At 71.2% G+C, this 13806-nt stretch carries 11 protein-coding genes; 4 read left to right on the top strand and 7 right to left on the bottom strand.

The genetic code is table 11. From position 1 onward, the window contains the following. Nucleotides 1-67: 67 nt before the first annotated feature. Nucleotides 68-757 carry an NRDE family protein gene (locus tag MIAR_RS16715; RefSeq protein ID WP_285638212.1) on the bottom strand — a complete coding sequence of 230 codons (690 nt, stop codon included), beginning with the start codon at nucleotides 755-757 and terminating at the stop codon, nucleotides 68-70. A 62-nt stretch (nucleotides 758-819) separates the two neighbouring features. Here MIAR_RS16715 and coaBC point away from each other — a divergent pair, with 62 nt between their 5' ends. Continuing rightward, a complete protein-coding gene (gene coaBC, locus MIAR_RS16710) occupies nucleotides 820-2025 on the top strand; it encodes a bifunctional phosphopantothenoylcysteine decarboxylase/phosphopantothenate--cysteine ligase CoaBC (RefSeq protein WP_285638211.1) in 1206 nt (401 codons plus the stop codon). A 2-nt stretch (nucleotides 2026-2027) separates the two neighbouring features. On the opposite strand, the gene MIAR_RS16705 is transcribed toward coaBC, so the two are convergent. Both MIAR_RS16705 and MIAR_RS16700 read right to left on the bottom strand, forming a co-directional pair. After that, nucleotides 2028-2594, bottom strand: coding sequence for a TetR/AcrR family transcriptional regulator (locus MIAR_RS16705; RefSeq protein WP_285638209.1), 567 nt, complete (start codon nucleotides 2592-2594; stop codon nucleotides 2028-2030). A gap of 9 nt (nucleotides 2595-2603) precedes the next feature. Further along, on the bottom strand, nucleotides 2604-3209 hold the full coding sequence (locus MIAR_RS16700; protein WP_285638207.1) for a hypothetical protein: 606 nt from the start codon (nucleotides 3207-3209) through the stop codon (nucleotides 2604-2606). Between the two features lie 139 nt (nucleotides 3210-3348). Here MIAR_RS16700 and MIAR_RS16695 point away from each other — a divergent pair, with 139 nt between their 5' ends. Beyond that, on the top strand, nucleotides 3349-5499 hold the full coding sequence (locus MIAR_RS16695; protein WP_285638205.1) for an ATP-dependent Clp protease ATP-binding subunit: 2151 nt from the start codon (nucleotides 3349-3351) through the stop codon (nucleotides 5497-5499). 63 nt (nucleotides 5500-5562) lie between these two features. Here MIAR_RS16695 and MIAR_RS16690 read toward each other — a convergent pair whose 3' ends face one another. Together MIAR_RS16690 and MIAR_RS16685 are read right to left on the bottom strand one after the other, a co-directional pair. Continuing rightward, on the bottom strand, nucleotides 5563-6627 hold the full coding sequence (locus MIAR_RS16690; RefSeq protein ID WP_285638203.1) for a lipase family protein: 1065 nt from the start codon (nucleotides 6625-6627) through the stop codon (nucleotides 5563-5565). Beyond that, a complete protein-coding gene (locus MIAR_RS16685) occupies nucleotides 6579-8003 on the bottom strand; it encodes a M28 family metallopeptidase (RefSeq protein WP_285638201.1) in 1425 nt (474 codons plus the stop codon). Before MIAR_RS16685 ends, MIAR_RS16690 begins: the two co-directional genes overlap by 49 nt. 87 nt (nucleotides 8004-8090) lie before the next feature. On the opposite strand from MIAR_RS16685, the gene MIAR_RS16680 reads away from it, so the two are divergent. Continuing rightward, on the top strand, nucleotides 8091-9074 hold the full coding sequence (locus MIAR_RS16680) for an AsnC family transcriptional regulator (protein ID WP_285638199.1): 984 nt from the start codon (nucleotides 8091-8093) through the stop codon (nucleotides 9072-9074). A gap of 7 nt (nucleotides 9075-9081) precedes the next feature. Here the strand turns inward: MIAR_RS16680 and MIAR_RS16675 are convergent, their stop codons facing one another. Both MIAR_RS16675 and MIAR_RS16670 read right to left on the bottom strand, forming a co-directional pair. After that, the gene (locus MIAR_RS16675) at nucleotides 9082-10395 is read right to left on the bottom strand and encodes an MFS transporter (protein ID WP_285638198.1); all 1314 of its coding nucleotides are present in this window, start codon (nucleotides 10393-10395) and stop codon (nucleotides 9082-9084) included. Between the two features lie 92 nt (nucleotides 10396-10487). Beyond that, a complete protein-coding gene (locus MIAR_RS16670) occupies nucleotides 10488-11855 on the bottom strand; it encodes a glucose-6-phosphate dehydrogenase (protein WP_285638197.1) in 1368 nt (455 codons plus the stop codon). Nucleotides 11856-11937: 82 nt separating this feature from the next. On the opposite strand from MIAR_RS16670, the gene MIAR_RS16665 reads away from it, so the two are divergent. Beyond that, complete coding sequence (locus tag MIAR_RS16665; RefSeq protein WP_285638559.1) at nucleotides 11938-13728, top strand: glycoside hydrolase family 15 protein; 1791 nt, start codon at nucleotides 11938-11940, stop codon at nucleotides 13726-13728. Nucleotides 13729-13806 lie beyond the last annotated feature (78 nt).

Here is a 13806-nt window from a genome sequence, read left to right as displayed (position 1 = left end):
GATCGATTCGGCGGTCAGGTCGTGCACGTGTTCCCGGGCCGTGCATCCGTACCCGCGGGAAAACCCGTCAGCCCCAGTGGCCCGGCTCGGCCAGCACGTGCGAGCGCACGCTCGCGGCATCCGCCGACACCTCCGCCGTGCAGTAAAGCAGCGACTCGGTGGGGTATCCGTGCGCGTTGTTGTCGCGGATGATCGCCCGGTCGTCGTCGGGGTCCAGCTCGGCGCTGCGTGCGAGCAGCTCCACCCAGCGACCGGCCCAGCCCTCGTCATCCGGCCTGGCCTCGGCGAAGTGCGGCAACCAGGCCTCGATGCGGGCGGTGCGCGGGTCGTCCAGGTCGTCGTGCGCGATCATGTGCACGCCGTGCGTCACCGGTGTCTCGCGCAGGGTGCCGCCGTCCCAGTGCAGCACCCGCGAGCCGGTCGGCGTCACCTCGAGCAGATTGAATCCGTGCATCCGCAGGGGCGCCTCGGGCGATCGCCCGGCGACCGACTCGAGCGCGAGCGAACCGCGCGAGAGCACATCGGCCTCGGGCAGGTCCAGCACGTCAGCGCGGTTCAGCAGCACGGCCAGCCGGTGCGTCTGCGGGTCGAGCGCCAGCCAGGCCCCGCCCGCACGGCGGTCATGGATGCCGATGACACCCGGGTACGCGTCCGGCCACCACTCGCCCAGGTCGTCCCACGCGCGCTGCGGGTCCTCGTCGCGCACGGCCAGCAGCCGGGCCCCGGCATCCGCCACATCGATCACCACGGTGCACACGTGCACGAGTCTAGGGCGGCCCGGAGCGCCCGGCTCCGCACGCGCTGGGGCAGAATCGAGGGGTGAACATCGTCGTGGGAGTCACCGGTGGCATCGCCGCATACAAGGCGGTGCACCTGGTGCGCCTGCTGATCAAGGACGGGCACGACGTGACCGTCATCCCCACCGAGGACGCGCTGCGATTCGTCGGACTGCCCACGTGGGAGGCGATCAGCCGCAACCCGGTGACCACGAGCGTGCACGAGGACGTCGCGAAGGTGCGGCACGTCGCGCTCGGCCAGGCGGCAGAGCTCGTGATCGTCGCGCCGGCGACCGCCAACACGATCGCCAAGATGACCGCGGGCCTGGCCGACGACCTGCTCGGCACCACCCTGCTCGCCACCACCGCGCCCGTCGCGATCGCCCCCGCCATGCATACCGAGATGTGGCGGCATCCCGCCACCCAGGCGAACATCGACACCCTGCGAGAGCGCGGCGTCGCGATCCTCGGCCCCGCCGAGGGGGAGCTCACCGGCGGTGACTCGGGGCCGGGGCGGATGCTGGAGCCCGAGCAGATCGCGGAGCGGGCGCTCGCGCTGATCGGCGACCGCGACCTGGACGGCCTGCGCGTCGTCGTCTCGGCCGGGGGCACCCGCGAGCCGCTCGACCCGGTGCGCTTCCTCGGCAATCGCTCCAGCGGCAGGCAGGGCGTGGCGCTCGCGCTCGCCGCCGCCGACCGCGGCGCCGATGTCGTGCTGGTCGCCGCGCACATCGACGGTGCGGTGATGGCGGATGCCGCGCGGCATCCGCTCATCCGCGTCGAGCACGCCGGCACCGCCGCCGAGCTCGGCGACGCGATGCGCCGGGCGGCCGAGGACGCCGCCGTGATCGTGATGGCGGCCGCGGTCGCCGACTATCGCCCGGCCGAGGTCGCCGACGGCAAGCTCACCAAGGAGTCCGGCCTGCTGGAGAGCATCGAGCTGGTGCAGAACGAGGACATCGTCGCGGGCCTCGCCGCCCGCCGGCATCCCGGTCAGATCGTCGTGGCGTTCGCCGCGGAGACCCCGCAGGACCGCGAGGAGATGATCGCCCGTGCCCGCCGCAAGCGCGAGCGGAAGGGCGTGGATCTGCTGGTCGTGAACGAGGTCGGCTGGGAACGCGGCTTCGAGGCCTCCGAGAACGCCGTGCAGGTGATCGGCGAGGGCGGAGCCGTGCTGGCGAAGGCCTCCGGCTCCAAGCGCGCCGTCGCCGACGACATCTGGGACGTGATCGCCGCGAACCTCGGCTGAGCTCAGCCGCCGAGCTCAGCGAGGAGCGCGTCGACCCGGCGGCGGATGATCGCGGCGGCGCGTGCCGGCGGCATCCGGCCTGGCTCGTCGAGCACGGCGATCGTCAGGCCGTCGGCGAGGGCCAGCAGTTCGCTGGCCGCATCGTCCAGAGCGGATGCTGCCGCCCGCGGAGCCGCGGCGGCCAGCAGCCCGACGACGCCCGCGTGCGTGCGGGCCCAGAGCTGCTCGTAGCGGGTGCGCACTTCGGCATCCGCCACGGCGTACGCGGCGAACGCGACCCAGACGCGCGAGACGGCACTCGCGGGATCGGTGGGCACCAGCAGCTGGGCCACGGCCCGCACCCGGTCGTCGGGGTCGGCCTGCGAGAGCCGCGCGTCCGAGGCCTGCTCCGCGATCTGCGCGACGCGGTCCATCGCCGCCAGCAGCATGGCCTGCTTCGTGGGGAACCAGTGCTGGACGGTGCCGATCGCGACCCCGGCGCGGGCGGCGACGGCGCGGATGCTGAGGCCCGCCATCCCGTCGGCGGAGATCACGTCGACGACGTGATCGAGCATGCTCTCGCGGGACATCCTTCGATGCTACCGACGTGCGCCGTCTTGCCGCCCCGGCCGCTGCGCAGTGCGCTGACGCTGCAGCTCCGCGTACGCCCGCCGCGCGATGCGGACCACGCCGTTCAGGGGCTCAGGGGAGTCGTCGCGACCGCTGACGACGGCGATCGCGACGAGCAGGGTCCCGGCGCCGAGCATGCCGAACTGGGCGGTCTCGAGGGCCATCGTGGCGAAGAAGCGCGTGGCGCCGTCGAGGTCGCCGAGGTCGAGCGGCACGAGGCGCATCGCGATGCCGAGGGTGGCGGCGATCGCCCCGGCGAGCGCGAGCGGGAATCGCGGAACAGCGCGACCGTGACCGAGACAGGCGGCGATCAGCAGCAGAAGAAGCCCGCCCGTCACCAGGCCGAAGCGGGCGAGCCCCCAGCCCTCCAGGCGCTCGAGCACGCCCTGCATCCCTTCGCCTCCGAGCCAGGCGACGCGTGCGCTGAGGAACTCGGCGACGGTGCCCAGGCTCGCCAGTATCGCGCCCGTCATCCCGATCGCGGCCGGGAAAGGAGCGCGACGGCGGTACACGATCAGCACGGCCAGGGCGGCGAGCGGGGCGAGCATCCCGATGAGTCCGATGATCTTCGACACAGTGCCTCCATACGTCTGTATAACCCAAACCATACGACTGTATGTCCGCAAAAGGAAGGCTTTACTCAGGACGGGAACTGTGGCTAAACTTGAGTCATCACCACTCAACTTTGAAGGAGAGGCTCCTCAGGAGGAACGAATGACCAACCCCGCACAGAACAACGAAGAGCAGCAGAGCGCCCTCGAGCAGTTCGGCATCAACCTCACGGATCGCGCCCGCCAGGGCAAGCTCGACCCTGTGATCGGCCGTGACAGCGAGATCCGCCGTGTGAGCCAGGTGCTCACCCGGCGCACCAAGAACAACCCCGTCCTGATCGGGGAGCCCGGCGTCGGGAAGACCGCCGTGGTCGAAGGGCTCGCTCAGCGCATCGTCGCGGGAGACGTCGCCGAATCCCTCAAGGACAAGGAACTGGTGAGCCTCGACATCTCCGCCCTCGTCGCCGGTGCCATGTACCGCGGGCAGTTCGAGGAGCGCCTGAAGAGCGTGCTCAAGGAGATCACCGAGTCCGACGGCAGGGTCATCACGTTCATCGACGAGCTGCACGTGCTCATGGGCGCCGGCGGCGGGGAGGGGTCGGTCGCGGCATCCAACATGCTCAAGCCGATGCTCGCCCGCGGCGAGCTGCGCATGATCGGCGCGACCACGCTCAACGAGTACCGGGAGTTCATCGAGAAGGATGCCGCGCTGGAGCGCCGCTTCCAGCAGGTGTACGTCGGCGAGCCCTCGGTCGGCGACACCATCGCCATCCTGCGCGGACTCAAGGGACGCTACGAGGCCCACCACGGGGTGACGATCTCGGACAGCGCCCTGGTGGCATCCGCTGCGCTCTCCAACCGCTACCTGCCCAGCCGGCAGCTGCCCGACAAGGCCATCGACCTGATCGACGAGGCCATGTCGCGGCTGAAGATGGAGATCGACTCCTCGCCGGTGGAGATCGACGAGCTCAAGCGCCAGGTCGACCGGATGAAGCTCGAAGAGCTCGCCCTCAAGCGCGAGAAGGACGCCGCCTCCAAGGAGCGCCTGGCCACCCTGCGCGAGCAGCTGATCGGCCTCGAGAAGGAGCTCGCCGCCCTCGAGGAGCGCTGGGCGCGCGAGCGGTCGGGACTGAACCGGGTAGGTGAGCTGAAGAAGCAGCTCGACGACGCCATCACGCAGCGAGACCTCGCCATGCGCAACGCCGACTACACCAAGGCGTCCAAGCTCGAGTACGAGACGATCAAGCGCCTGGAGCGCGACATCGCCGAGGCCGAGCAGACCGAGGCCGCCGTCTCGGACGAGGGCCGGATGGTCAACGAGCAGGTCACCGACGAGGACATCGCCGCCGTGATCGCCGCATGGACCGGCATCCCCGTCGGTCGGCTGCTGCAGGGCGAGAGCGAGAAGCTGCTGCACCTGGAGAACGAGCTGGGCAAGCGCCTGATCGGGCAGAAGGACGCCGTCAAGGCGGTGTCGGATGCCGTGCGGCGCTCGCGCGCCGGGATCAGCGACCCCGGTCGCCCCACGGGTTCGTTCCTGTTCCTCGGCCCCACCGGTGTCGGCAAGACCGAGCTCGCCAAGGCGCTCGCCGAGTTCCTCTTCGACGACGAGCACGCCATGGTGCGCATCGACATGTCGGAGTACGGCGAGAAGCACTCCGTCTCGCGGCTGGTCGGCGCCCCTCCGGGATACGTCGGCTACGAGCAGGGCGGTCAGCTGACCGAGGCCGTGCGCCGGCGCCCCTACTCGGTGGTGCTGCTCGACGAGGTCGAGAAGGCGCACCCCGAGGTGTTCGACGTGCTGCTGCAGGTGCTCGACGACGGCCGCCTCACTGACGGGCAGGGCCGCACGGTCGACTTCTCGAACGTGATCCTGATCCTGACCAGCAACATCGGCTCGCCGATCCTGATCGACCCCGTCATGTCGCCCGACGACAAGCGCGATGCCGTGATGGCGCTGGTGCGGCAGTCGTTCCGCCCCGAGTTCCTGAACCGTCTCGATGACATCGTGATGTTCTCGGCGCTGTCGCAGGACGACCTGGCGCAGATCGTGGAGCTGTCGGTGGATGCCCTGCAGCGGCGCCTCGGCGATCGCCGGCTCACGCTGGCGGTCACCCCGGATGCCCGGTCCTGGCTGGCCGAGCGCGGCTACGACCCGGTGTTCGGCGCCCGTCCGCTGCGACGCCTCATCCAGACCGAGGTGCAGAACCGCCTCGCGACCGCGCTGCTCTCGGGCAGCGTGCACGACGGGGACACCGTCCGGGTGGACGTGGCCGCCGACGGTTCGGGACTGGCGCTCAGCACGCAGGCCTGACACCGGCTTCCGCTCCCTGCTCCCCAGCGACGGGGAGCGGAAGCCTGTGCACGGGCGCGGATCTCAGGCGAACCGGTCCGCGATCCAGGCGGCCGCCTGGGAGGGCGCATGCCTGGCGTGCATCACACCCGAGTGGTGCGTCGGCCACCACCGCGCGGTGAGGTCGACTCCCGCGCGGCGGTACGTGCGCAGCATCCGGGCAGACAGGAACGCCGGGGCGACCTCATCGACCCGGCCGGCGTCGATCCGGACCGGGGCGCGGAAGTCCGTCAGACCCGTGACGTCGTTCGCCCGGAACGAGGCGAACAGCCGGGCGAAGAGCTCGTCGCCGGAGGCTCCGCCGATCCGTCCCGGGGCGAGCGCGCCCCACGACGCAGGGCCCGCCAGCTCGGTCAGGCAGAGACGATCCAGGTCATGCCATCGCGCTTTCGCCGCGGGGCTCAGGCCGTCGGCTGCGATCAGCTCCCGCATCCGCTCGTCCGCGGTGGCGCCTCCGCGCAGCATGAGCGCGACCAGCGCCGACACGACGCCGGAGCCCGGGAATCGCACCGCCATCCGCGTCGCCCAGCGGATGCTGAGATCCATCCGCGTCACGGGCGCGAACGCCGCCGTGCCCACCAATCGGGAGGAGGCATCCGGCTCGGGAAGCGCCGACGCGTGCAGCGCGGCGACCGCGCCCTCGGAGTGACCCGCGGCGACCCAGAGGTCTCCGAGCCGTTCGTCGAACGAGCGGCGGGCACGCATCATCGCGTGCATCGACTCCGCGAGTGAGGCGCCGATCAGGTAGGGGTGGACGCCCGGACCGCCGATGCCCTCGTAATCGGGGCGCAGCACCGCGATGCCGCGGCCGACGAGCGCCTCGCAGAGCACGTCGCCCTGCGACATCCGCCGCCATTCGGCATGCCCCGGGCCGCCCGCGCTCGGTGCGGCCGAGGCGGCGCCGCCCGTGGTCATGTGGCCGAAGACCACGATCGGGAAGCCGGCGTGCGGTGCGGCCGTCGGCGGCAGATGCAGGATGCCGGTCTGCTCCTGCTCCGTTCCGTCGATGCTCCGGGCGGGGAACGAGACCGTCCGGCCGATCACCAGCGCCCCCGCGGCAGCATCCGCCTGATCCGCGCCGGAATCCACCCGAGCAGTCGTCCGTCACGCCGATCCGCGTCATCGACGAGGTCGGCGAAGAAGCGCGCGACCGGCTCCAGCTGCTCCACGTCGATGCGGTCGATCGTGTCGGCGTCGTCGTAGAGGTACAGCGGCCCTGAGACGAGGCTGACCGTCGGCACCCCGCTCACGAACGTGAACGAGGCGTCGGTGGGGATGCCGCCGGCGAAGAACTCGAGCGGTCCCGCGCCCATCAGGCTCGTGCCGTGCAAGCGGTGCCGCCGGACCGCGCGGGCGATGCGTGCGGTGAATGCGGGGTTCACGTTCACGAAGATGCCGCGCGGCTCGGTCTCACCCGTCGACGCGAAACCGCCGTCCGCGCCTTCCACGGAGCGCAGCCCGATGTGCTCGATCGTCGCGTTCAGCACGATGTTCCAGGGGGCGTCGCGCGAGAGCACGTGCTGCGCGGCGAACGCGCGGTGCGCCTGATAGCCGGTGAAGTGCGTGTCGAAGGTGACGAACAGCAGGGTCTTCTCGCGGACGGCGCCCGCGCTCGCCGCCGCGCCGTAGTGCTCGGCCAGGGCGATCACCTCGGCGGTGCCCGAGGCGTCCTCCACGGCGCCGGGGCCGATCGAGTCGTGGTGCGACTGGATCATGATCGCATCGGTCGTCCGCCCGGGCAGCACCCCGATCACGCTGCGCGAGGTGACCTCGCGGCGTTCGACGTCCAGCGTCAGGTGCGCGCGCGATCCGCCCGCTCGCAGCAGGTCGCGCAGCCGCGCGCCCTCGGCCCGCGTGACCCAGGCGCCCGGCAGGGGGAACAGCGTGCGGCGGTAGTACTCGTTGTGATAGTTCCGCGAGTCGGGGTAGTCGCGCAGCACTCCGATCACGCCGGCGGCGCCCGCCGCCGCGGCATCCCGCATGGTCCGCGCGAGCGAGGTGACGTACGGGTTGCGGCCGCCGAGCACGTCGCGCCGCAGCACGCGCCGGCCCGGGTCGTGCAGGTAAAGGGTGAGAGGCAGCGAGTGCGCGACGGTCATGTCGAAGGTCAGGTCGAACAGCACGATCGCGCCGCGCACGTCGTGCCGGCGCACCCGGTCGGTGCCGATGTCGACGACGGGGGCGTCGATCCGGTGCTCCGCGTCTCCGGTCCAGTCGTGCGCCGCGAGCCCGGAGTGCAGGATCGGTGCGCAGGCGACCTCAGCATCCCCGACGCGGATGCCGCACTGCACCGCCCGCCAGGAGTACGACGGCACCTCGAGCACCTGCGTCTGCAGCCCGGCGGCGGCGAATCGGTGCTCGACATAATCGGCTGCCGCTCGCCCGCCGGGGGTGCCGGTGGCGCGCGGGGCCATCCCGACGAGGTCGGCGATGGTCGTCGACATCGATTCGCGCGTCATGCTCATGTGCCGAGGCTATGCAGAACGTGAGGATCTTCGACCTGCTGAGGCGGATCCATCATCCCGGGCGAGAGAATGCATACGATTCGTCACATGGACATCCCTGAGACGGAGTCGCTGGGCGAGCTCGACCTCGCCATCGTGCACGCCCTGCAGATCGATGCCAGGGCGCCGTGGACGAAGATCGCCACGACCGTCGGCGCGGATGCCGCGACGGTCGCGAGGCACTGGCAGGCGATGAGCGAGGAGTCGCTGGCGTGGCTCACCGCGTGGCCGACCCCGGAGCGCTGGTCGACGACGACCGACGTGGCGATGGTACTGCTCGACCGGGGAGCCGAGGACGAGGTGATCGAGCGGATCGCCGGCATGCCCTGGGCCCTCGGGATCGACGACACCTCCGCCGGGTTCCTCGTGCTCGTCGCCGCATCGAGTGGACTGGCCGTGCTCGGCGACCGGGTGCGAGAGCTCGAGGAGGCCGGTGCCGCCGTGCTGCGGATGGACGTCGCCGCCTCGATCGCGGCCGAGGATTCCTCCTGGCGGCTCGCGGTGCTCTCCCGCAGCCAGCAGCGCGTCATGCGCCAGCGGCGGGACGACGACGGCAGCAGGGCTCCGCGACCCGAGGTGGTCGCGGAGATCGCGGAGGCGCTGGACGACGACCCGCGGATGCCCGCGGCGACGCTCGCGAGAGCGCTCGGCGTCTCGGAGGCCACGGCACGGCGCACGGTCGACCGCTCCATCGCCGCAGGTCTCCTGCGCCTCGGCTGCGACCTCGCGATGCCCGCAGCCGGCTACCGGCGCGGAGCCGTGCTGTGGGCCAGGGCCGACGACGTCGACGATGCCGCCGTGCGCGCCCAGCACACCGCGCAGACCCACCGGGTGGGCGTGCTGGTGGGTCCCGCGCCGCTGTTCGTGTGCGTGCGGGCCCGCACGCTGACGGCCCTGACCGGCATCGAGCGCGACTGGGGTGAGGGCATCGAGGTGGTCGATCGATGGACGGTGCTGCGCGGGATCAAGCGCAACGGGCACCTGCTCGACGCCGCGGGGCGCACCCGCGGACGCGTGCCGCTGGCCTGGTGAACGCCCGTCAGGCCGCCGAGCGCATCGCATCGTCCAGGCGGTAGCGCGACAGCGGGATGAGACTGATCGCGCACAGGACCGCGGGGATCACCGACACTCCCAGCACGATCGCCCACTGCGCGGTGCCGGACTGGGCGACGCCGTCGCCGGTCGACGCGACATACCCGCCGACGCTGAGCACCAGCCCCAGCAGTGCTGGTCCCAGCGCGTAGCCGAGCAGTTCGAAGCCGGACCAGACGCCCGAGATCATCCCGATCCGGTTGGTGCCGCTCCGCTTCGCATCGTCAGCGGCGAGGTCGGGCAGCATCGCCAGGGGGAAGAGCTGCCCGCCGGCATAGCCGACGCCCACGATCCCCGCGGCGACCAGCAGCGGCACCGACTCCCCGCTTCGGGCGCCGAGCAGCCCGATGAATCCGATGGTCTCGACCACCGTGGCGACCGCGAAGCCCCGGCGCTTGCCGACGCGACGCGCCAGCGCCGACCACGCCGGCGTGAGCACGACCGCGGGAGCGACGAAGCAGACGAACGCGAGGGTGGCGATCCCCGGATCATGCGTCACGTGGCGGGCCACGTACACGACCCCGCCGAGCACCATCCCGATCGCGACGGCCTGCAGCACGAAGGTGAGGATCAGCATCCGGGCATCGCGGTTGCGCAGCACCACGCCGAGCTGCTCGAAGAGCCGGCCGCCGGCTGTCTCGCTCCTGGTCAGGGGCACACCGCGCGTTCCCCACCACACGCCGACCGTTCCGATCAGGATCAGCACGGCCATCGCTCCCGCCATGACGCGGTACCCGGTCGCGCCCCCGAACGTCTCCACGAGCAGCGGGGCCGTGGCACCCGACACGAGGATCGCGAGCGTGAACACGATCACCCGCCAGGTGATCAGCCGGGTGCGCTCGTCGTAGTCGTCCGTGATCTCGGCCGACATCGCCAGATACGGCACCTGGAAGAACGCGTATACGGTCGCGGTGGTCAGGAACAGCAGCAGCACCCACAGCGCCGCGGCCACCGGGGGCGCCGCGGGCCCGAAGAACATCACCAGGAAGGCGATCGCGAGCAGGATGCCGGCGCGCAGGATGAACGGCCGCCGCCGGTCGCGCGGATGCCGTGACCGATCGCTGATGCGGCCCGCGAGCGGGTTGAGGAAGAAGTCCCACGCCTTCGGCGCGAAGACGATCATGCCGGCGATCGCCGCCTGCACGCCGAGCAGGTCGGTGAGGAAGGGCATCAGGATCAGCCCGGGCACGGTGCCGTAGGTGCCCGAGGCGATGCCGCCCAGCGCGTAACCGGCGCGGGTTCGGCGCGGAAGCGCTGTCATGGAGCCGATCGTAGGGGCGTCCGTCATCCGGGGAGGACGGATGCGCCCATTCCGTCAGTACTGCCCCTGTGGGTGGGGCGATCCGCCGTCTGTCAGGACTCGTGCGAGGTGGCCCAGGCATCCGGGCCGGTCGAACCGGCGGGATACTCCTCCAGCGGTACGGCCTTCGCCGCCCAGGCATCCCGGATCGGCTGGATGATCCGCCAGCACTCCTCGGCCTCGTCGGCGCGCACCGAGAGCGCCACGTCCCCGTCCAGCAGTTCGTCCAGGACCTCCTCGTAGGACCGCTGCTGGCCTTCGCCGAGGTCGGCGACCAGGTCCTCATTCCGCAGCGCGAACGGATCGTCGCCGCCGGTGACGTGCAGGCGCAGATGCATCTCGTCCGGCCCGAGCGAGAACGTCAGCCTGCCGCCGTCGACGGGGGTGCCGTTCAGCCCCGGCGGCACATGCCGCACGGGCTTGAAGGTGACCACGATCTCGGAGTGCTTGCGATCCAGCGCCTTGCCGGAGCGGAGCACGAACGGCACGCCCGCCCAGCGGTCGCTGGCGATCTCGAAGGTGACCTCGGCCAGCGTCTCGGTCTGCCGGTCCGGGTCGACGCCCTCCTCGTCGCGGTAGGAGGGCAGCTCGCGGTCGCCCTGCGTGCCCGCCGTGTACTGGGCGCGCCGCGAGGCGGTCGCGGGGTCGTCGCCCATCACGTGCGTGGCGCGCAGCACGGCCGCCTTCGCATCGCGCAGGTCGCGCTCGCCGAGGGTGGAGGGCGGATCCATCGCGACCAGGGCCATCACCTGCAGCAGGTGGCTCTGGATCATGTCGATCATGGCGCCGGCCTTGTCGTAGTACCGGGCCCTGCCCTCGAGGGCCACGCTCTCGTCGAAGCGGATCAGCACCTGCTGCACGTGCTCGGCGCGCCACACCGGCTCCCAGATGCGGTTCGCCAGGCGCACGCCCAGCAGATTCAGCAGCGTCGACCTGCCCAGGAAGTGGTCCACGCGGAAGATCTGCTGCTCGGGCACGAGCGCCAGCAGCTTGCTGTTCAGCTCGCGAGCCGAGGCCTCGTCCTCGCCGAACGGCTTCTCCATCGCCAGGATGGTGCCCTCCGGCAGCGTGAGGCCCTCCATCGCGTCGATCGCGGCTGCGGTGACGGCCGGTGGCAGGGCGAAGTAGAGCACCGTCGAGGGGCCGAGGCCCTTCACCAGCGAGGCGACGTCGTCGGCATCCGTCACGTCGGCCTTGACGTAGTCGGCGATGTCGACGTGCTCCAGCGCCTGCGGCGAATCGGCGAACGCCTTCTCGACGGCCGAGCGCCAGGTGCCGGCATCCCAGTCCTCGGTGCCCGAACCGCGCAGCCGGACGCGGCGCTTCGGCTCCTTGCACAGCAGCGACGCCAGCGAGGGCAGCAGCAGACGGGAGGTGAGGTCGCCGGAGGCGCCGAGGATGTAGAGCGTGGTGGTCGGCATGAGATCGACGCTAGTCCCACGTCCCCTGAAAGCAAGAGGGTGGATTCGGCATGGCGCGAGTGCGAGACTGCGGGGCGTGGCCATGCGGATCGAGGACTATGCACTGCTGAGCAACTGCCGCACCGCGGCGCTGGTGTCGAGGGAGGGGAGCATCGACTGGCTCTGCCTTCCGCGCCTGGACTCCGCCAGCACGTTCGGCGGGCTTCTCGGCGACGACTCGCACGGCAGGTGGTCGCTTCGCCCCACCGATCCGGATGCCACGGTGACGCGCCGCTATGACGAGGACACCTTCGTGCTGATCACGCGGTGGGAGAGCGCGGATGCCGTGGCGGAGGTGCACGACCTCATGCCCATCGACCCCGACGCCGGCGTCGACATCCGGCGCACCGACGTCGTCCGCCGTGTCGTCGGCGTGCGGGGCACGATGCACCTCGAGCAGCGGATCAGCATCCGCTTCGACTATGCGAGGGCGATGCCGTGGGTGCGGCAGACCGGCACCGCCCACCACCCGCAGCTGGTGGCGATGGCGGGGCCGGATGCCCTCGCGCTGCGCGGCGCGGCGGTGAAGCCCGTGGATCATGAGCACCGGGGCGACCTCACGGTCGCGGCTGGGGAGGTGCGGGATCTGCAGTTGACGTGGTTCCCCTCGCACCTGGACGTGCCGGAGCCGCTCGACGTGGACGCCGAGCTGGAGCGTACCAAGGCGTGGTGGCAGGGGTGGGCCGACACGATCGAGCACGAGGGCCGGCATCATGACGTGGTCGTGCGGTCTCTGCTGATCCTGCGTGCGCTCACCAACCACGAGACGGGCGGCATCGCGGCAGCGGCGACGACGTCACTGCCCGAGGACTTCGGTGGTGAGCGCAACTGGGACTACCGCTATGTGTGGCTGCGGGATGCCGCGCTCACGCTGGAGGCGCTGCTCGACCACGGTTTCCTCGCTCTGGCCGACAGGTGGCGGGAGTGGTTGCTGCGGGCGGTCGCGGGTGACCCGGCCGATCTGCAGATCATGTACGGACTGGCCGGGGAGCGCGATCTGACGGAGCGCGAGCTGGACTGGCTGCCGGGCTTCGCGGCATCCGCGCCGGTGCGCATCGGCAACGGCGCCGCCGCGCAGTACCAGGCCGATGTGGTGGGTGAGGTGCTGGTGACGCTCTCGGCCGCGCGCTCGGCGGGCCTGGAGGAGTCGAAGTTCTCCTGGCCGCTGGAGCGGCAGCTGCTGCGCTTCGCCTCGGAGCAGCTCGAGCGGCCGGATCAGGGGCTGTGGGAGATCCGCGGCGACCCGCACATGTTCACGCATTCCCGCGTGATGATGTGGGCCGCGTTCGACCGCGGCGTGCGCGCAGTGGAGGAGTTCGGTCTGGACGGCCCGGTGCAGCGCTGGCGTGAGCTGCGCGACCGGCTGCGCGCCGAGATCGACCGTGGCGGCGTGACGGACGGGTACTTCACCCAGTACTACGGCAGCAGCGAGGTGGACGCGTCGCTGCTGCTGCTGCCGCAGGTGGGGTTCTGCGCGCCGGATGACCCGCGGATGCTGAAGACCGTCGAGCGCATCGAGCAGACGCTGATGCACGACGGCCTCCTGCACCGGTATCGCACCGGCACGGGCGTCGATGGCCTCGCGGGGGACGAGAGCCCGTTCCTGGCCTGCTCGTTCTGGCTGGTGGAACAGTACGCGGTGACCGGTCGCGACGACGAGGCGCAGGAGTTGATGGACCGGTTGTGCGCGCTGCGGAACGATGTCGGGATGCTGTCGGAGGAGTACGACCCGGTACAGGAGCGCCAGGTCGGGAACACCCCGCAGGCGTTCTCGCACCTCGCCCTGGTGCGCGCGGCGGATGCCCTGATGAGGACGGAGCACCGGCCGAGGTGACGCGGGCACGGGGTGTCGCTGGAAACAGGAGGATCGCCGAGAACAGGACGGATGCTGCGCACAGCATCCTGTTCTCGG

The organism is Microbacterium arabinogalactanolyticum, from assembly GCF_030268005.1.
GTDB classification, from domain to species: domain Bacteria; phylum Actinomycetota; class Actinomycetes; order Actinomycetales; family Microbacteriaceae; genus Microbacterium; species Microbacterium arabinogalactanolyticum.
The sequence above is the reverse complement of the archived record's forward strand: the minus strand, read 5'-3'. Positions and strand labels throughout refer to the sequence as shown.

Bases quoted from the DNA above. Each gene is read 5' to 3' on its own strand.
- MIAR_RS16705 (WP_285638209.1), bottom strand. From the start codon at position 2,594: ATGTCCCGCGAGAGCATGCTCGATCACGTCGTCGACGTGATCTCCGCC.
- MIAR_RS16675 (WP_285638198.1), bottom strand. From the start codon at position 10,395: ATGACAGCGCTTCCGCGCCGAACCCGCGCCGGTTACGCGCTGGGCGGC.
- MIAR_RS16680 (WP_285638199.1), top strand. From the start codon at position 8,091: ATGGACATCCCTGAGACGGAGTCGCTGGGCGAGCTCGACCTCGCCATC.
- MIAR_RS16695 (WP_285638205.1), top strand. From the start codon at position 3,349: ATGACCAACCCCGCACAGAACAACGAAGAGCAGCAGAGCGCCCTCGAG.
- MIAR_RS16670 (WP_285638197.1), bottom strand. From the start codon at position 11,855: ATGCCGACCACCACGCTCTACATCCTCGGCGCCTCCGGCGACCTCACC.
- MIAR_RS16665 (WP_285638559.1), top strand. From the start codon at position 11,938: ATGCGGATCGAGGACTATGCACTGCTGAGCAACTGCCGCACCGCGGCG.
- MIAR_RS16685 (WP_285638201.1), bottom strand. From the start codon at position 8,003: ATGAGCATGACGCGCGAATCGATGTCGACGACCATCGCCGACCTCGTC.